Source organism: Paucibacter aquatile, from assembly GCF_002885975.1.
Lineage (GTDB): Bacteria > Pseudomonadota > Gammaproteobacteria > Burkholderiales > Burkholderiaceae_C > Paucibacter_A > Paucibacter_A aquatilis.
In genome coordinates this window covers 865,617-884,370 of sequence record NZ_POSP01000004.1, presented here as the reverse complement: position 1 = coordinate 884,370, position 18,754 = coordinate 865,617, and the positions used below count along the sequence as shown (strand labels likewise).

At 62.4% G+C, this 18,754-nt stretch carries 15 protein-coding genes and 1 pseudogene; 8 read left to right on the top strand and 8 right to left on the bottom strand.

From position 1 onward, the window contains the following. The first annotated feature begins 291 nt into the window (after positions 1–291). Positions 292–1,137, top strand: a complete 846-nt coding sequence (locus C1O66_RS23395) for a zonular occludens toxin domain-containing protein (RefSeq protein ID WP_394341056.1) — start codon at positions 292–294, stop codon at positions 1,135–1,137. A 971-nt stretch (positions 1,138–2,108) separates the two neighbouring features. Here the strand turns inward: C1O66_RS23395 and C1O66_RS24765 are convergent. After that, positions 2,109–2,333, bottom strand: a pseudogene (locus C1O66_RS24765) (DUF2726 domain-containing protein); the annotation flags it as partial. 252 nt (positions 2,334–2,585) lie between these two features. Here C1O66_RS24765 and C1O66_RS23385 point away from each other — a divergent pair. The 6 genes from C1O66_RS23385 (at position 2,586) to C1O66_RS23365 (ending at position 7,557) form a co-directional block, all read left to right on the top strand. After that, positions 2,586–2,879, top strand: a complete 294-nt coding sequence (locus C1O66_RS23385; protein WP_102766634.1) for a single-stranded DNA-binding protein — start codon at positions 2,586–2,588, stop codon at positions 2,877–2,879. Positions 2,880–3,580: 701 nt separating this feature from the next. Then, on the top strand, positions 3,581–4,135 hold the full coding sequence (locus C1O66_RS24785) for a rolling circle replication-associated protein (RefSeq protein WP_458294053.1): 555 nt from the start codon (positions 3,581–3,583) through the stop codon (positions 4,133–4,135). Positions 4,136–4,516: 381 nt separating this feature from the next. Next, a complete protein-coding gene (locus tag C1O66_RS23380) occupies positions 4,517–4,741 on the top strand; it encodes a major capsid protein (protein ID WP_102766639.1) in 225 nt (74 codons plus the stop codon). A 105-nt stretch (positions 4,742–4,846) separates the two neighbouring features. Continuing rightward, positions 4,847–6,172, top strand: coding sequence for a virulence factor TspB C-terminal domain-related protein (locus C1O66_RS23815; protein WP_133155089.1), 1,326 nt, complete (start codon positions 4,847–4,849; stop codon positions 6,170–6,172). A gap of 2 nt (positions 6,173–6,174) precedes the next feature. Further along, on the top strand, positions 6,175–6,504 hold the full coding sequence (locus tag C1O66_RS23370; protein WP_207795895.1) for a DUF2523 domain-containing protein: 330 nt from the start codon (positions 6,175–6,177) through the stop codon (positions 6,502–6,504). Further along, a complete protein-coding gene (locus C1O66_RS23365; RefSeq protein ID WP_102766637.1) occupies positions 6,505–7,557 on the top strand; it encodes a zonular occludens toxin domain-containing protein in 1,053 nt (350 codons plus the stop codon). 92 nt (positions 7,558–7,649) lie between these two features. Here C1O66_RS23365 and C1O66_RS23455 read toward each other — a convergent pair whose 3' ends face one another. Beyond that, complete coding sequence (locus tag C1O66_RS23455; protein WP_165794455.1) at positions 7,650–7,973, bottom strand: helix-turn-helix domain-containing protein; 324 nt, start codon at positions 7,971–7,973, stop codon at positions 7,650–7,652. Between the two features lie 238 nt (positions 7,974–8,211). Here C1O66_RS23455 and C1O66_RS23360 point away from each other — a divergent pair, with 238 nt between their 5' ends. Next, entirely contained in the window at positions 8,212–9,492 is a 1,281-nt protein-coding gene (locus tag C1O66_RS23360; protein WP_102770379.1) for an NAD(P)/FAD-dependent oxidoreductase, read from the top strand. Between the two features lie 511 nt (positions 9,493–10,003). Here the strand turns inward: C1O66_RS23360 and C1O66_RS23355 are convergent. From C1O66_RS23355 to C1O66_RS23330, 6 genes are all read right to left on the bottom strand, one after another. Beyond that, entirely contained in the window at positions 10,004–11,659 is a 1,656-nt protein-coding gene (locus C1O66_RS23355) for a beta-N-acetylhexosaminidase (RefSeq protein WP_102770378.1), read from the bottom strand. Then, positions 11,649–13,625: a sialate O-acetylesterase gene (locus C1O66_RS23350; RefSeq protein ID WP_133155333.1), complete on the bottom strand. Its 1,977-nt coding sequence runs from the start codon at positions 13,623–13,625 to the stop codon at positions 11,649–11,651. Before C1O66_RS23350 ends, C1O66_RS23355 begins: the two co-directional genes overlap by 11 nt. Before the next feature lie 53 nt (positions 13,626–13,678). Beyond that, entirely contained in the window at positions 13,679–15,160 is a 1,482-nt protein-coding gene (locus C1O66_RS23345) for a glycoside hydrolase family 30 protein (RefSeq protein ID WP_102770376.1), read from the bottom strand. Positions 15,161–15,221: 61 nt separating this feature from the next. Continuing rightward, positions 15,222–16,076: an endonuclease/exonuclease/phosphatase family protein gene (locus tag C1O66_RS23340; RefSeq protein ID WP_102770375.1), complete on the bottom strand. Its 855-nt coding sequence runs from the start codon at positions 16,074–16,076 to the stop codon at positions 15,222–15,224. Beyond that, on the bottom strand, positions 16,073–17,614 hold the full coding sequence (locus C1O66_RS23335; RefSeq protein ID WP_102770374.1) for a tryptophan halogenase family protein: 1,542 nt from the start codon (positions 17,612–17,614) through the stop codon (positions 16,073–16,075). Before C1O66_RS23335 ends, C1O66_RS23340 begins: the two co-directional genes overlap by 4 nt. Before the next feature lie 25 nt (positions 17,615–17,639). Beyond that, positions 17,640–18,749 carry an ABC transporter ATP-binding protein gene (locus tag C1O66_RS23330; RefSeq protein ID WP_102770373.1) on the bottom strand — a complete coding sequence of 370 codons (1,110 nt, stop codon included), beginning with the start codon at positions 18,747–18,749 and terminating at the stop codon, positions 17,640–17,642. Positions 18,750–18,754 lie beyond the last annotated feature (5 nt).

The following is an 18,754-nucleotide window of genomic DNA, read 5'->3' as shown; positions in this document are numbered from 1 at the left end:
TTTCAGCGCCTGGATGGCTTCACTTGTCGTGAGTGGTTTGCAGAGTGGGACCATCGTTAAATCAATCCAGCGCTCGCCAGGTGGTTAAATGATTGAGCTACAGACGGGCTTGCCTGGTGCATGCAAGAGCCTTTACACAATCGACCGGCTGGAGGTTTTGCGCCAGCAAACGCAGCGGCCTTTTCTATGTCCAGCGCGATCAGGGCGACGATTCCGCCCCGGGTATCGTTGAGCTGACATTGCCGTGGACGCCTTAAGGTTGAGGAATGGCCCAGCTGCCCGCCTGGCAGTATTGTCGTCATCGATGAATGCCAGAAAGTGCCAGGCTTTCGGCCTCGGCCTACCAGCCAGGCCGCCCCAGTTTGGGCTGAGCCTGCGATGGAAACCCACCGGGGCAAGGGCATTGACCTGGTACTTATTTGCCAGCACCCTAGCCAATTGCATGTTGGTATTCGTCGCCTGGTCGGTCGCCATCTGCACGCTGTTCGCAAATTCGGTATGCAGGTATCGACGGTGCATGAATGGGGCGCAGTGAAAGATAACTGCGATAAAACCCGCACCGATTCGATCAAGCATCTATACAAATTCAATAAAAAGGCTTACGCCTACTACAAAAGCGCCGAGGCCCACACCCATAAGCGGAAAATCCCTTTCAAGGTTTGGGTATTGATTGCCCTTCTTATTGGTTCTCCCATTCTTGGCGTTGTAGGTTTGCGGATTGGCATGGGTTTAGGTAAAGCCGATGCATCTGGCCAAGCTGGTGTTTTTGCGCCTGGTGCAGCATCTGCGCCTATTGCCACTGTGGGCGGCCAGGCCCAGCAGGCGAGGGCATCCACGCCCGTCGAATACGCGCAGGCCTATCAGCCGCGCATTGAGGGCTTGCCTCATACGGCCCCGGCCTACGATGAGGTAACCAAGCCGACACAGGCCCCATACCCTGCGGCATGCATCGCCAGCAAAAAGCGCTGCGGCTGCTGGTCGCAGCAGGGCACGAAATTGGACACGCCGGAGAGCCTTTGTCGCTCCATCGCTGATGGCGGGTTTTTCATCGCGTGGGCTGGTGTCTCGGTGCCCGCGCATGCCGTCGCTGAGCCTGCCAAACAGCCAGCAGAGCCACCGGCTACGGTCAAGCAATAGCGGGGGCTGGGGCGTGCCCCAGTGAGCCCGTAGGGCGTTGCTTGGGTCTGTCCAGCAGAAAGGCCTGAGGCGTAGCCATTGCGGGCAATGGCCTAGCCGAGGGCCGTTCTGTCGTTCGCGGGGTGTGTTCGTCCAAGTGGCGCAGTCGTGTTCCGCGTCATCAATGCAATCTGCTCCCGCAGTTGCCTGACTTCTCGCCATAGCGCCTCGTTGGTCTGAATGGCCATTTGTGTTCGGGTGGCCATCTCGCAATCCCAAACGCTGTGGCCTTCGCGCGACAGCCACCACAAAGCCAGGCGGGCTATCCGTGGTGCTTTTCGGTTCTCCAGCGGTCGGCGGTGCGTCGGGATACGCCTAGTTTTTTGCGATTTCATGTGCTGGGTTGCCAATGTCGGCCAGTAGATCGGCCATTGAACCGGGGTCTTTGGGCAGTCGATTAAGCATGATTGCCTATCGGCTGCGGCCGCAAAATTCCTGAGGCAATAAGTCGCAGCTTTGTCAAGCCTCGGCGCAGCCAAAGGCGACAATGTGTAGTCTGTCCGGTCAATGGAATTGACCGTTATCACCGATGCCTGCTGCGTTTGCGGGGCTTGGAGTCGTGGACAAATTGACCACGAAAAAAAGGGCAAAGATGCTGCTTAGACCATGCTTGAAAGGGTCCTGCGTGGCATGTTTGCAGCTCTTGCAGTTCCCAAAGCTCAGCGGCCTCCATCTGAACGAGCGTTGCGAGCGCTTCTAGCTTTGCCTTTGGCAGCGGCTTTTTCCCTTGCTTCGCCAGGCTGATCCAGCCGGATGCAATGTCTAGCTCTCGTGCGAGTGCGTTTTGCCCTCCGCACTTTTCAGCGGCGTTGTCAATCACCCGTCCGAATGTTTCCACTTTTATCTCCGGCTGGTTAACCTCCGGTCGCTTACCTTTTTTTGGTAAGCGCTTCCCGGTTTGGAAAGTAGCAGGTTAGCACGGGGGCATGGCGTCACTTTTCTCCGAAAGCGCTGCCAGCAGCTCGCCCTCGTCGGGAATGTCTTGAAGCGCAAACCTTGATTCCGGCTTTTGTTAGCAGCTGATCGCGTCTCTGGTCTAGGTGTTCTCGTCCTCTGTGGCTTTCGTCATCGAGTTCGATAACAGCGGCGACTTCGAAGGCTTTCGAGCAGATCACGAAGTCAGCGACTTTTCTGTCAACGTCGCTCTGGTTGGTCTGTCTCGAGTGTCCAGCAGTGCAGAAAACGAAACCTGCGCTAACACAACCCGATCAGGTAATGCGTTTTTCAAGCGGAAGTACATCCCTTGTTCTCGTTTCGTAAGGGGTGTTCGTTTCCATAGCTTGCCTGTTGCTCTCGGTCGGCGCCGTGCTTTGACCAATAGAAAACGGTCAGTACCACGGCAAGGGGCCATAGCACCTCCGCGATCTGGTGAAGCGTCATCTCATTTTTCGTACTTATTGGAGCCAACCATGATTCAAATCACCATCGCTCAGACCACCGTCAAGGAGTTCAAGGGCAACAGCAAGACGACCGGCAAGCCGTATCACTTGCGCATGCAAACAGGCTATGCGCATACCGTCGACAAGGATGGTAACAAGCCGCCGTACCCCGAGAAATTTGACCTGATGCTGGACGGCGAACAGCAGCCGTACAGCCCCGGTGATTACCAGCTGCACCCGTCGAGCCTGTACGTGGACCGTGATGGCCGTCTTGCGGTGTCGGCGCGGTTGGCTCCCGTTGCCCGCAAGCCTGCCACGGCCTGACGGGTGCACCCATGGACCGGCATGGAAAACCGCGATTCACGCGGCACAGCTCGCCTGCTGCGTATGTCGATGGCTGCGGCCTTGCGCTCTGCCATGGCTGATGACGATCAGATTTTGAGCATTACCGTTGCGGCTTCGGCCAGGGCAGGGCGGCGATGTAGACATTGACGTTGAGCTGTGCGGCCAGGCTGGCTTTCCTGTCGGGGGTTACTCGCTGTGGTCACTCCGCCACGTGCAAGCCTACGCCGTCGCTAGTTCCTTGGAGCTGGCGGCGGTGCGCGTCCATTGAGCTGGACATGATGGGGCGCGGTTTGGATCGCGGTGCCGCTCAAGTAATCGCACAGTCACGCAGCGAGCAAATGCGGCATTGGGCACAGGCCCGCCAGGGCCTCGACGGCGCGAAAGCGCCGGGGCTTGTCTCAGTTCCAACAAGTCCCGAAAGGGCGTCTGAAGAGGCTGTATCGGCCGCGTAGCGGCAGAGCGCGACGAACTGGCCGACACCCTGGAGTGTTTTGCCATCGACAAAGCGAAGCGACGTTTAGCGCTCTGCGTCGGTCGGTGGGCTTTGCGGCTCGTTGCCATGCGATCACCGAGAAGGGCCACCGCTCGGATGTGCCGTGGATGGTCACGCTCACCTATGCCCCTGGTCAGCTCTGGTCCTCGCGTCATGTCTCTGACGCGCTACGGGCTATGTATCACTGGTGCAACGTAAGGGAATCCCGTTTCGTTACGTTTGGATCGCTGAAATCCAAGACGGCAAGCGCCGGGCCGATGGCAAGGGCCGCGACTGCATCCACTACCACATTGTTGTGTGGTTGCCGGTTGGCGTGCGGTGCCCTCATTTCGACCGGCGCGGGTGGTGGCCGTATGGCATGAGTCGCAGCGATGCGCCTCAGAAGGTGGGTAACGCGGTGGGCTATCTGCTGCATTACCTGAAGAAAGACAAGAACTTGGCAGCAATGCCGAAAGGGGCGCGAGCTTATGGCGTCGGTGGCTTGGATCACGCTTCTAGGCGTGCTCGTCGTTGGCTTGGTCTGCCTGCGTTTGTGCAGGCGAATTCTGACATCAGCGACCAATGGCGCAGAGCGGAGGGCGGCGGCTGGATTAGCCCAAGCGGTCGCCACTATGCCTCCGAGTTTCGGCGCGTCGTGCTTGCGGGCGTTGAGGCATTGCAGCGCGTCTGCACCCATACAAGGGCCATTGCAGCCTCTGGCCCGTTCTGTTGGCTTTCGCGGGGGGGTGTGAGCCATGCCTAATGGCTATCAGCAGGGGGCTGTGTGTTTTCCCACGGTCAAGGACGCAGCGCAGGCGTATGTGAACACTTTGCCGCCTGTATCTGCCGTCACTCAGACTAACTGCCCGTTTATGGGGACTTACCTTGTGTCTGGCACTGCTGATCGTGCCTGGGTTCAGGTGTATTGGTCCAAGGTCACCGGTGGTACTTGCAACACGGTACTTCCTTCATCCTTTGAATATTACGCTGTTCCGTGCTCTATCGATTCATCTCCTTTTCACCTATCCCTAGAGGATGGGGCCTCGATTGCGGGTGCCGTCGCCGCAGTCTGGGTGAGTGCTTGGTGTCTTAAAGCTTTGGCCCGCGCTCTCAACACTGACGGCACACCTGAAAGGGAAATTTCATGAACAAGATGTTCGCTCGCGTTGTCGCAAACAAGAAGGCTCGCGCTGGCCTGGTTGCCGTTGGCTCGCTGGTTGGCTCCACCGCTTCCCATGCTGCGATCGACACCACCGCGGCTGTTGCCACCATCACCGAGGCCGGCGCTGCCGTGCTCGTCATCGGCTTGGCCGTGTTCGGAGTGGTGGTGGCGACCAAGGTTTTCAAGTGGATGGCTCGCGCCGCTTGATCTTCCGGGGCTTCGGCCCCTTTTTTAATGGTTTGCGTGCCAGGTCATTAATAAGGGGGGGTGTGAGATGGGCATATATGTAATTCTGGCTTTACTGGGTGGCCTGTGGATACTTTTAAACGATTGATTGTTTTATTCGGCCTGGTGCTTATGTGCGGCCAGGTCGCGGCATTTGGTCGGTCTATTCCCCAGGTCCAAGCTGGTTGGCAATGCGGCTCTGGTGCTGGTGCCAGTCCTTATGCTGCTTGTTCTCCAGCTTGGCAGGCTGAAACAAAGGGCAAAACGATTATTACGCCTTTGCAGTGTGGTTCTGGCGAGGGAACTAGCGGCGTTGCCAATTGCAGCGGCTCATATATGGAACCTGGGTATGGTTCTTATTCTTGGGTTCGCCAGGCTAAGCAGCAAAATGTTTCTATGTGCCCTGCGAATTCCACCGAGCTGCCTAATAAGCTCTGTGAATGCAATCAAGGTTTCAAGCCTTCGGGCGACGGCTTGAGCTGCAATCCATATTCGTGCCCTGTAAAGGGCTCGTATTCCGCTGTTACGCAGCCTGATCGCAAAATAGAAAACCCCGGCGAGCAATGCATGGATGGCTGCGGCGTTAATCCGGCATCTGTTAAGGCCGCTCCTGATGGTTCTCTCTATATGTCCTGGCCGTACAAATACACCGGCCAGGCCTGCGGCGGCAAAGTTGGCGGCGATGGTGCCAATACTGGCGAAACCACTTCTGAGGCTCCTAAGCAATGTCCCGCCGGTCAATGTCCCGGGACTATTAACGGTACTCAGGTCTGTGTGCCTTGTGCTTCTACTTCTATTCCTGGCGCTTCGACTTCTGCTTCTGGTGCTGCTGCTGGCAATACTACGCCTGGCGGCCCTAATTTGCCTGATGGGGGAACTGCCACCACAAACACAGTATGTAATCAATCAACTTGCACGACTACTACCACGGTCACTGATAAAAATGGGACTGTTGTGGGTACTGCCAGTCAGGAAAAACCGAAAGAAAATTTCTGTCAAGAAAACCCCGGGTTACAGATTTGTAAAGAGGGCCGGTGGGGTGGTAATTGTGGCGGCGGCTATACGTGTGACGGTGACGCTGTTCAGTGCGCCATGGCTCGCGAAATTCATCAACGCAATTGCCAGTTATACGACACGCCTAACGCGCTTTCAGAGGTTGGTGACGCTGCGATGAACAGCCAGGCCCAGCCAGATGGGCATCCCCTCAAGGGTTTGGAGTCGCAATCGTTCGGCAGCTTGTTCCGGCCTCAAGAGGGTGCGGCGTCTTGCCTGGCTGATAAGACAGTATCTGTCGCGGGTAAATCGGCTGTGATTCCTTTTTCTAAGCTGTGCGATCCGCTGCGCTGGATGGGGCACATGGCGTTTGCCTTTTCGCTGCTCCATGCTGGTTTCTTCGTATTTAGAAAGTTCTGATCATGCCTTTGCCTCTCGGTGTACCCCTGCTTATTGGTTCTATCATCGGCGGCATTACTGCTGCTGTCGGTACTCTCGTTGGTCGGGTATTGGTAAGTCTCGGCGTTGGTTTTGTTGCTTATCAGGGCGTCAATTTGACAGCTGAATGGATACGCGATCAGGCCTCGCAAAAGTTCGCGGCGCTGCCAGGCGATGTATATACGGTCATTCAGTTATTGCAGGTGCCCGCTGTCATCAATGTCTATTTCAGCGCCTGGATGGCTTCACTTGTCGTGAGTGGTTTGCAGAGTGGGACCATCGTTAAATCAATCCAGCGCTCGCCAGGTGGTTAAATGATTGAGCTACAGACGGGCTTGCCTGGTGCATGCAAGAGCCTTTACACAATCGACCGGCTGGAGGTTTTGCGCCAGCAAACGCAGCGGCCTATTTTCTATGTCCAGCGCGATCAGGGCGACGATTCCGCCCCGGGTATCGTTGAGCTGACATTGCCGTGGACGCCTATTAAGGTTGAGGAATGGCCCAGCTGCCCGCCTGGCAGTATTGTCGTCATCGATGAATGCCAGAAAGTGCCAGGCTTTCGGCCTCGGCCTACCAGCCAGGCCGCCCCAGTTTGGGCTGAGCCTGCGATGGAAACCCACCGGGGCAAGGGCATTGACCTGGTACTTATTTGCCAGCACCCTAGCCAATTGCATGTTGGTATTCGTCGCCTGGTCGGTCGCCATCTGCACGCTGTTCGCAAATTCGGTATGCAGGTATCGACGGTGCATGAATGGGGCGCAGTGAAAGATAACTGCGATAAAACCCGCACCGATTCGATCAAGCATCTATACAAATTCAATAAAAAGGCTTACGCCTACTACAAAAGCGCCGAGGCCCACACCCATAAGCGGAAAATCCCTTTCAAGGTTTGGGTATTGATTGCCCTTCTTATTGGTTCTCCCATTCTTGGCGTTGTAGGTTTGCGGATTGGCATGGGTTTAGGTAAAGCCGATGCATCTGGCCAAGCTGGTGTTTTTGCGCCTGGTGCAGCATCTGCGCCTATTGCCACTGTGGGCGGCCAGGCCCAGCAGGCGAGGGCATCCACGCCCGTCGAATACGCGCAGGCCTATCAGCCGCGCATTGAGGGCTTGCCTCATACGGCCCCGGCCTACGATGAGGTAACCAAGCCGACACAGGCCCCATACCCTGCGGCATGCATCGCCAGCAAAAAGCGCTGCGGCTGCTGGTCGCAGCAGGGCACGAAATTGGACACGCCGGAGAGCCTTTGTCGCTCCATCGCTGATGGCGGGTTTTTCATCGCGTGGGCTGGTGTCTCGGTGCCCGCGCATGCCGTCGCTGAGCCTGCCAAACAGCCAGCAGAGCCACCGGCTACGGTCAAGCAATAGCGGGGGCTGGGGCGTGCCCCAGTGAGCCCGTAGGGCGTTGCTTGGGTCTGTCCAGCAGAAAGGCCTGAGGCGTAGCCATTGCGGGCAATGGCCTAGCCGAGGGCCGTTCTGTCGTTCGCGGGGTGTGTTCGTCCAAGTGGCGCAGTCGTGTTCCGCGTCATCAATGCAATCTGCTCCCGCAGTTGCCTGACTTCTCGCCATAGCGCCTCGTTGGTCTGAATGGCCATTTGTGTTCGGGTGGCCATCTCGCAATCCCAAACGCTGTGGCCTTCGCGCGACAGCCACCACAAAGCCAGGCGGGCTATCCGTGGTGCTTTCTCGGTTCTCCAGCGGTCGGCGGTGCGTCGGGATACGCCTAGTTTTTTGGCGATTTCATGTGCTGATGGGTTGCCAATGTCGGCCAGTAGATCGGCCATTGAACCGGGGTCTTTGGGCAGTCGATTAAGCATGATTGCCTATCGGCTGCGGCCGCAAAATTCCTGAGGCAATAAGTCGCAGCTTTGTCAAGCCTCGGCGCAGCCAAAGGCGACAATGTGTATTATGTAAAATCACAAGCACAAGTTCCTTGCCACTGACAAGGCCGCGACAAGACGGCGCCTTCTGTTCCTCATGGCTTGCACAGCCCCCACCGACCGCAAACTCAGGAGACAAACCATGGCCCATATCGTCATCATCGGCGCTGGACTCGGCGGCATGCCGGCGGCTTACGAAATCCGCGAACTGCTCGGCCCCCAGCATCGCGTCACCGTCGTGAATGCGAGCGACACCTTTCAATTCACCCCCTCCAATCCCTGGGTGGCCGTGGGCTGGCGTGAGGCGGCAGACACCACGATGCCGATACGCCCCTATCTGGAACGCAAAGGCATCGACTTCGTCGCCCAGGCCGTACAAGCCATCCGCCCCGACGCCAAAGAGTTGCTGCTGATGGACGGCCAGACCCTGGGCTACGACTACCTCGTCATCACCACCGGCCCCAAGCTCAGCTTCGACGAAGTGCCTGGCGCAGGCCCGCACGGCGGCCACACCCACTCGATCTGCAGCGTGCCGCACGCTGAAAAGTTCTGGGCCGAGTATCAGGAGTTTCTGAAGAATCCTGGTCCCATTGTCATCGGCGCCATGCCCGGCGCCAGTTGCTTCGGGCCGGCGTATGAGTTCGCCTTCATCGTGGACAGCGACCTGCGCAAGCGCAAGCTGCGCCACAAAGTGCCGATGACATTTGTCACCAGCGAGCCATATATTGGCCATATGGGTTTGGGCGGCGTTGGCGACAGCAAGAGCATGCTGGAGAGCGAGCTGCGCGGACACGATATCAAGTGGATCTGCAATGCCAAAACTCACCAGGTCGAAGCCAACCAACTGCATTGCAGCGAGCTGGATGATCTGGGCCAGGTCAAGCGCGAACACGCGGTGGGCTTCAAGCTGGCCATGATGCTGCCCGCCTTCAAAGGCGTGGACGCCGTGGCCGCCGTGCCCGAGCTGTGCAACCCGCGCGGCTTTGTGCTGATCGACGAGCACCAGCGAAGCAAACGCTATCCCAGCATCTTCTCCGCTGGCGTCTGCGTGGCCATTCCGCCGGTAGAGGTGACCCCGGTGCCCACCGGCGCCCCCAAAACGGGTTACATGATCGAAAGCATGGTCAGCGCCATTGCCCACAACATCGCCGACGAACTGGCGGGCAAACCCGCCACGGCCAAAGGCACCTGGAACGCCATCTGCCTGGCCGATATGGGCGACACCGGCGCGGCCTTCGTCGCCTTGCCCCAGATCCCGCCACGCAATGTCAACTGGTTCAAGAAAGGCAAATGGGTGCACCTCGCCAAAATCGCCTTCGAGAAATACTTCATGAGCAAGATGAAGAGCGGCAACTCCGAACCCATCTACGAGAAGTACGTGTTCAAGGCCATGGGAATCACGCGCTTGACTGATCGGAGCTGAGCTGAACCAAGAACAACGACCCACTGAAGCTGCGGCGATTCAGCCTCTTGAAATTACAAATGCGCAACTGGCTAGCGCGCCGCCTCCGAGGCCCGCGCCGATTGTGTCGGAGTGATTGAGGCGGAAGGATTCTGCGAAATTGATAACGAACTCGGCGAGTGTCCGGCCTTCTCCATGCAAGCCGCGTAAAAGGAATGGTTGATGCCACCTGAGATGTTGACACTTTGTCGAATCAGCCCCGCAGACAGAACGATGGATTCCTTTGTATCCGCGAGACCGAGACAACGCAGACGGGCTGTTGGGTAGTCTTCTTGAAGCGTCCCTGAAGGGGACCTTGGACTTGAGCTACAGCCCAAAAGCAGCAAGGAGAGAAGCACCGCGAGGGAAGATGAAAACTGCATGGTGGGCGACCGCTTGAATATTGGATTAGCACATTCTAGAGATCGCTCGGTTCAGGCCCGTCGCAGTCGACAAGGATTTGGGTGCTTCGAACCAAGCGTGACCCCAGCGCTCAATGCAATCGGTAGCGGTGTGCGTCTTCCAGGCTGCCCCGCACATTGAGGCCCTGGGCCTTCCAGCGCTGGATATGCGGTGCCAGGCGCTTCACAAACGCGGCCGGGCTGGAATTGGCGCTCTGACGCCAGGCCACCTCGGCCACCGCCGCCAGACGCGGATAGAGCATGAACTGCAGATAGCTTTCGCTGCGCACGTTCTCGGTCCACAGCGGCGCCTCGATACCCAGCACGCGCTGGCGCTCCGCCTCGCTCAAGCCTTCTGGCATGGGCTCCCAGGCCACGATCTTTTCGACCGAGACCGGGCCGCCGGTGTTGCCTTCCCAGGGTGCGCCCGGTTCACCCAGGCCGGCGGCGTAGTCCAGGTACATGCGGTCGGACGGCGACAAGATCAGCGACTGCCCCTGCTGCAGCGCCTGACGTGCCGCCTCGGGCTTGTCCATGCGCCACCACTGCACGAGCAGCGCAGGATCATCAAGCCCGGCGGCGATCACCTCGTCCCAGCCGATGGGAATGCGGCCATGCTTCTGGATCAGCTGCACCACGCGGCGCGCGAAGTCCGCCTCCACCGCCTTGAGCTGCGGCGCTTGATCGGCCGGTGTGAGCTTGCGCGCCAGGGCCATGACCTCGGGCATGTCCTTCCAGCGGGTGTTGTTCACCCAGACCTCGTCGCCGCCGAAATGCAGGTAGCGGCCCGGGAACAGGCGCACCAGATCGCCCAGCAGGGTGTCGATGAAGCGGTAGGTCTCGGGCTTGGCCGGGTTGAAGGTGACGCGGCCGTCAAAGAACTCGGGGTAGGCGCGCGCCGCGGCCCCGCTGTGGCCCGGCATGTCGATCTCGGGCACCACCTCGATATGGCGCGCGGCGGCATAACGCACGATCTCCCGCACATCGGCCTCGCTGAAGTACCGCGCCGGGCCCGTATTGGGCTGCGAATGACTGCCGCGCCCACCGACCTGGCTGAGCCGCGGCAGGCTGCGCAGCTGCACACGCCAACCCTGGTCGTCGCTCAGATGCAGATGCAAGCGGTTGAGCTTGTAGGCCGCCATCTGGTCGATCACCCGCTTGACGCGAGCAGCATCGTGAAAGTGCCGGGCCACATCGAGCATGAGGCCGCGCCAGGCAAAGCGCGGCGCGTCCTCGATCTCGGCGGCCGGCAGGCGGACGCGGGCATCACCCCGGGGGCGCCAAGCCGGCGGCAGAAGCTGGCGCAAGGTCTGGCCGGCGTAGAAGGCGCCGCTGGCCTCGGCCGCTTCGATGACGAGGGCCTCGCCGGCCATGCGCAAGCGGTAGGCACCCGCCACGGCCGGCAGATCTTTCGCCAGGGCCAGGCGGATCTGCCGGCCCGGGGCGCCGGTCGCCGGTGCTTGACCAGAACGGGCCGGGCGCAGGCCCAGCTCGCGCGCCAAGGCCTGTGCCGGCGCCCGCAAGGCCGGATCGGCCCAGACCTGCACCCTCCGGTCGAGCTCAAACGGCGCTTGATTTTCCAGCGCTTGTAGCCGCTGCGGCTGCGGCAGCACCGCAGCCAAGGGAATGGGCGGGGCCGCAGGTGCTGCGGGTGCCGCAAGGAGCAGGCCGCAACCCAGGGACAAGGCCCCGAGCAGCAGCGCCTTGCAGGCGGCTTTTTCGAGACTTCCAGTCGATTCAGAAGCCATAGCTTTGCGTCTCGGTCAGGCGCGGCCAGCGGTCGCTGCGGAACGCCATGGCGGACTGGCCGGCGCGGTTGAAGAGATTGATCGGCTGCGGGTTGTCAAGCCAGCCGTAGCGCAGGGCCTGCGGCTGAGGCACGGCGGGGCTGCTCACGCGCACACGATGCTTGCCGATCAGCTGCGCATGGGCCGGATGAAACACGCCATCGGCGCCGGCCACGGTGAAGCCGCGAATCTCGGCGTCCGGGCAGTACAGGCCGCCCGCGGTTTGGGTGAAGCTCAGCTCCACGGCGGATCCGTGGATGCGCATGCGCTGCAAGAGCGGGCCGTGAACCCGGCCGTGGACCTGCGGGTTCAGCTTGGCCTTCGGCTTGCCGTTTGGCTTGGCGTTCTTCTCGGCTTTCGCGTCTTCGAGGGCCAGCGCCGCCAGCCGCTCACCCAGCTCGCGCTTGTGGCGCGGGTGCAGATTGCCATCGTCGGTCAGGTCGCTGCTGAGCACCAGGCCGGTGCGGGGCAGGCGCAGCGCCCTCGCCTGCGCCTCGCGCAACTCGGCCCAGGCGCTGCCCTGCAGGCTGTTGTTCTGCCAGGGCTGATCGGCCGCCAGCTGCACGATGAAGAAAGGAAACTCGCCCTGGCCCCAGCGCGCGCGCAGATCGTTGATGAAGGCCGGCAGCAGGCGCTCGTACTGGGCCGCACGCGGCACATTGCTCTCGCCCTGGTACCAGAGCATGCCGCGAATCGGCAGGCCCTGCAGCGGGCTGAGCATGCCGTTGAACAGCAGCGAGGGCAGATCATTGGGCCCCAGCTCGGGCTTCTCGAGCAGCGATTCAACCTGGGCCCGCCAGGGCCCGGCCAGGCTCAGCGCCTGCCCGCCGAGCTGCAAGGCCAGGCCCTCAGGCCGGCCATGCAGACCACCGCCGCCGCCGGTGTCGCGCACGCGCACCGCGATCACATTCAGGCCGGCGCGCAGCAGGCCGGGCGCCAGGGCGTAGCGGCGCGGCTGGTCCCAGCCACACTGGCCGCCCACGGCTTGGCCGTTGACGAAACTTTCATCGCAATCGTCAACCAGGCCCAGGTTCAGCACGGCATCAGGCGCCGCGGCCTGCGCTTCGCTGAGCTGCAGGCTGCGGCGGTACCAGACCGTGCCATCCAGATCGCTCAGGCCTTGGCCTTCCCACATGCCCGGCGCCTGCAGCTGCGGCCAGCGGCTGTCGTCCCAATCGGCGCGGGCCCAGTGGGCCAGAGCCTGCCCTGGCTCGGTCGCCCCCCTGCCCTGCCAAGCCGTGAGCAAGGCGTCCATGCGCGCCTGGTAGCGCGCTGCAAAGGCCTGCGGCGAGTCCGGCATGCTGACCAGCAAGGGGGCGATATCGGGCTGGCGGGCCAGGGCCTCGCGGCTCATCCAGCTCTCGATCTGGGTGCCACCCCAGGAGACATTGAGCAGGCCGATGGGCACGCCCGGCTGCTTCTGCCGCAATTGCTTGGCGAAGTGGTAGGCCACGGCACTGAAGTCCGCCGCTTGGGGCCCGGTGGCGGCTTGCCAAGGCGCGGGCGCCAGATCGCTCTGCGGCTGAGTGGCCGTGCGGTGAGCCATCTTGAGGTGTCGCAGGCCGGGGTCCTGGGCCGCAGCCGCTTCGGCCGGACCACCGAAAGAGTCACGCAGCGCCCATTCCATATTCGACTGGCCCGAGGTCAGCCAGACATCGCCGACCAGCACATCACGCAGCACTACCACCTGATCGCTGCGCTCGCCACGCAGCTCCAGCCGGTAGGGGCCACCGGCCGCCTCCGGGCGCAGCTGAAGGCGCCAGCGGCCTAGGGCATCGGCCTGCACGGTCTGGCGCTGCCCATGCAGGCGCAGCTCGACGCGCTCGCCGGGTTCTGCCTGGCCCCAGACCGGGATGGGCACGGCGCGCTGCAGCACCATGTGATCGCCGAATACACCGTGCAGCCGCAGCTCGGCATGCGCAGCCATGCTGCTCAGCGCGGCCAGGACCAGAGCACAGCGCGCGCCCGCGCGGCTGCACCTCACTGGCCGGCCCAGGTGAAGGTGACCACGCTGTGCTTGGGCAGGGTGTAGGCCAAGCGGCGCGCGCCCTGCCCGACGGTGAAGCGGCGGCTTTGCGCCTCGCCGTTGCTGACGATCAGGGCGATGGAGCCATCGTCGGCATTGCGAAAGGCCACCGTTTCCAGGCCGCCCAGCTGGGTGGGCGAGGCAATGCGCTGCGCACCGCGGCGCACGAATTTGCTGGCATGAGCGAGGGCGTAGTACTCGATGTTTCGGGTCACCTCGCCGGTCTTGGAGTCGATGGTGACCACGCCGCGGCAGTCCTTGCAGCCACCCAGATGGGGCCCGTGGTTTTCGTCCAGCGCCATGTTCCACATCAGCACGCCCTTGGCCCAGCCGCGGGTGCTGCCGATCACCAGATTGCTCATCATCCAGGGCAAGGTCTTGTGCCACTCGGGCGCCCATTCGCCGCCTGAGCATTCGGTGAACCAGGTGTCCTTGTCGGGGTGGGCCTCATGGACCACGGTCTGGGCCTGCACATCGCCGGCATAGCAATGCCAGCCCACGCCGGCCACATAGCGGCGTGCGACCGGATCGGCCAGCACCGCCAGCGGCGACTTCAGTTCGTCCCAGTTGTGGTCCCAGTCGATCAGCTGCGTCTTCAGGCCGCGTTGCGCGAGCAAAGGCCCCAGGTGCAGGCCGACCAGGGCGGCACGTTCGGCCGGATCGACGCGCATGCCGGGGTAGTCAGGCGGCTCGAAGTGCGGCTCGTTCTGAACCGTCAGCGCAAAAATAGGCACGCCTTCGGCCGCAAAAGCGTCGACATAACGCACCAGATACTCAGAAAACACACCGTACATCTCAGGCTTGAGGCGGCCCTTGATCAGGCTGTCGGTCTGCTTCATCCAGCCCGGCGCGCTCCAGGGCGAGGCCATCACCTGCAGGCGGGGATTGATGGCCAGGGCCGACTTGACCACGGGCAGCAGCTCGGCGCGCGCAGCTTCGATCGAGAAGGCCTTCAATGCCATATCGGTCTGGCCGGGAGGCAGGTCCAGATAGCTGTAGTGGCTGCGCGAAAAGTCTGAGGCGCCGATGGTCAGGCGGGTCAGATCAAAGCCGATACCCCCCGGCCCGCGGCCGAACAATTCCTCCAGCAAGGCCTTGCGCTGCGTCTCGCTCATGCGCTGCTGCATCAGCCAGACCGAGGCATCGGTGAGGGAGGCCCCGAAACCTTCCATGGTCTGAAAGCGCTGACTGGAGTCGACCTCGATGTGCAAGGGCAGCGCCTTCTGCCCGGGCTTGAAGCGGCGGTCGGGCTCGCGGGCCAGCAATCGGCTGCGGTCGGCGCGCGTCTGCCAGGACGACACGCTGCCGGCATCCGGTGCGGCCTGGGCCACACCGGCACCGGCGCCGGCACCGATGCAGACAGCCAGCATCAGCACCGCAGACACAAAGCCAGGACGGCTTGAGGAGGAGGATGAAGCAGGAAACAGGAGGCTCATGGGGGGGAGTCGGGTCATAGAACGAAAAGGAACAAGCACCGCATCAAGCGCCGGCGTCCAATCAATCCAGGCGCACGCGCAGCAGCACCGGGTGGTGGTCAGACGGGAAACGGCCGGCCTGCGAATCGCTGAGTACGCCGTACTTGAGCACCGTGATGCCGGGGCTGAGGAAGAGGTAGTCGATGCGTGCCGTCATCGGCGCGTCGATCTTGAACGCGTTGAAGGTGCCGACCGGGCCGTAAGGCGGGCTCTGGCTGACCCGGTAGGCATCGCGCAGCGCCGCCTGCATGCGCTGGATCTGCTCGGTCTCGGGGGTCGAGTTGAAGTCGCCCAGGCAGATCACCGGCGCTGTGCCGGCAATCTCCTTGACCTTGTGCAGCAAGAGCTTGGCCGATTCCTTGCGGGCCACTTCACCCTCGTGATCGAAGTGCACCGAGAAGACGAAGAAGCGGCGCTGGCTCGCCCGGTCGCGCAGCTGCACCCAGCTGGTCAGGCGGTTGCAGCAGCGCGCGTCCCAGCCTTTGGAGGGCACATCCGGCGTCTGGCTGAGCCAGAAGTCGCCGCTGCTGAGCGCCTCGAAGCGCGCCTTGCGAAAGAAGATGGCCGAGTGCTCACCGGCGCGCTTGCCGTCGTCGCGGCCCACGCCGACATGGGCAAACTCCTCCATGCGGGACAGCTCGTCGATCTGCTCGGGCAGGCCCTCCTGGGTGCCGAAGACATCGAACTCGTGATACCGGATCAAGGCCTTGACGGCCTCGGCCCGCAGGGGCCAGGCGTTCGGCCCATCCGAGGCCAGATTCAGCCGCAGGTTGTAGGTGGCGATCTGGAAGCTGGGGCTGGGGCTGGGGCCGGCCGCTGCACTCACATTGCAGACCAGCAGGCCCGCCATGGCAAGAACTGCCAATATCCATCTCATGTGCCGCTCCCTGGCCTGAGGGCCTGACAGTGTTCAGCGAGATAGGCGGCCTGCGTGGGCATGACCTGCACGCAGCGCGCAATCACCTGCCGGATGTGAGCGAGCAGGTCCACTGCCTCGGCCTTGGGCGTCTGCTCGGCCAGCGGGTGGTAGCCCCGCGGCTGCAGGCCCTGGCCATTCATCACCTGCAGCCAGCTCAGCTCGGCGAACAGCTCATCGGCCTCGCGCACGATACGGCCATTGCTGCAGAACAGATCGATCTTGCGCTGCAAGGTCTCGGGCACGGCCATCTGGCGGCAGTGATTCCAGAACGGCGAGTCGTCCCGCGCCGTGGCCTTGTAGTGCAGGATGATGAAGTCGCGGATGCGCTCGTATTCGAACTGGGTCTGGCGGTTGTATTCGGCGATGTCGGCCGCGTCGAGCCCGCCATGCGGGAAAAAGCTCATCAGCCGGGCCAGCGCGGTCTGGATCAGGTGGATGCTGGTCGATTCCAGCGGCTCCAGGAAACCACCTGACAGGCCCACGGCCAGGCAGTTCTGATGCCAGGCCTGGTGCCGCCGCCCGGGCTGGAAACGAATCGAGCGCGCCTCAGCCAGGGGCTTGCCGTCGAGATGGCGCATCAGCAGATCGCGCGCCTCGCCCTCGTCCATGAAGCGGCTGGCAAACACATGGCCGTTGCCGGTGCGGTGCTGCAGCGGAATGCGCCACTGCCAACCGGCGCTGTGTGCGGTGGCCCGGGTCATGGGCAGCAAGGGGCCGGCCGATTCACAAGGCACCGCCCAGGCGCGATCGCAGGGCAGCCAATGCGACCAGTCTTCTAAGCCCACGCCCAAGGTCTGGCCCATCAGCAAGGCGCGCATGCCGGTGCAGTCGAGGAAAAAGTCGCCCTCGATCTGTTCGCCGCTGTCCAGGCGCAGGGCGCGGATGCGGCCGTCTTCGGCCGCGCGCAGCACCTCGACGATGCGGCCCTCGCTGCGGCGCGCGCCGCGCTGCTCGGCATGCCGGCGCAGATAAGCGGCGTAGAGGCCGGCGTCGAACTGGTAGGCGTAGGCGATGTCAGCCAGGGGCGAGCCGGCCATCTCGGGCCGGGCGCGCATGAACTTGGCCTGCCGCGGCGCGCTGGTGTTGATGGAGTAATCGTCCAGGGCCGAGGCCAGGCCTTCGCGGCGCAGGCGCAGCCATTGGTGGTGAAAACCAACGCTGCCGAAATCCTGGCCGAAGCTGCCAAAGCCGTGGATGTAGCGCTCACCCAGCCGGCCCCAGTTGACGAACTCGATGCCCATCTTGAAGCTGGCCTGAGTGGCGCGGATGAAGTCGTTCTCATCGAGGCCCAGGGCGGCATTGAAGTTCTTGATGTTCGGGATGGTGGCCTCGCCCACCCCGATGGTGCCGATTTCCTCCGATTCGACCAGGTGAATTTCGTAGCCCGGCGGCAGCAAGGTGGACAGCGCCGCGGCGCTCATCCAACCGGCGGTGCCGCCGCCGGCGATGACGATGCGGCGCAGGAGCGGCAAACTGGTCACAGGGGGCAAGCTCATGGTGCGTCCCAAGCAGCGCGGTGGCTCAGAGCCGCTGCTCGCTGGACTGATCGAACAGCGAGGCCCGCGCCAGGTCGAGCTGGAAGCTCAGGGCCTGGTCGGGCTGCAGCTGCACATGGTCTTCGACGATGGCGGCCAGCAGCTGCGCACCGCACTGGATCCACACCACCTGATGGTTGCCCATGGGCTCGATCAGATGGACCACGCCGCGCCAGGCGCCCTGCGGGTCCAGGCGCACATGCTCAGGGCGGATGCCCAGCAGCACGGCCTGCCCGTCGTGCGGTTGCTGCTGGAAGGGGTAAGCGGCCAGATCGGCGCTCAGGGCACCGCTCAAACCCACCTCGCCGGACGCAGACACGGAGAGCTGACCCGGCACCAGATTCATGCCCGGTGCGCCCAGGAAGCCGGCCACAAAAAGATTGGCCGGCCGCTCGTAGACCTCGGTCGGCGCGCCGATCTGCTGGATCACGCCACCCTTCATCACCACGATGCGGCTGGCCAGAGTCATGGCCTCCACCTGGTCGTGGGTGACGTAAATCATGGTGGAGCCCAGCTTCTTGTGCAGCAGCTTGAGCTCGCGGCGCAGCTCGGCGCGCAGCTTGGCGTCGAGGTTGGACAGGGGCTCGTCAAACAGCAACACCGCCGCCTCTCGCACCAGGGCGCGGCCGATGGCCACGCGCTGGCGCTGGCCGCCGGAGAGCTGGCCCGGCTTGCGCTGCAGCAGCGGCTCCAGCTGCAACATGGCCGCCACGCGCTGCACCCGGCGCTGCACCTCGTCCTTGGGGCAGCCTGCCACGCGCAGGCCGAAGGACATGTTTTTCTCCACCGTCATGGTCGGATAGAGGGCATAGGACTGGAACACCATGCCGATGCCGCGCGCGCTGGGGTCGGCAAAAGTCATGTCCTGACCGCCAATTTCCACGGTGCCCGCGGCAATGCTCTCGAAATCGGTCAAGCCGGCAATGCTGTGCAGCAAGGTGGACTTGCCGCAGCCCGAGGGGCCCAGCAGCACCAGGAACTCGCCCTCGCGGATCTCCAGATTCAGGCCCTTGATGACCTCGTTGGCATCGAAGCGGATGCACAGCTCGCGGATGCTGACGCCACTCTTGGGCTGTGGGCTCGTCGTCGTACTCATTGTTC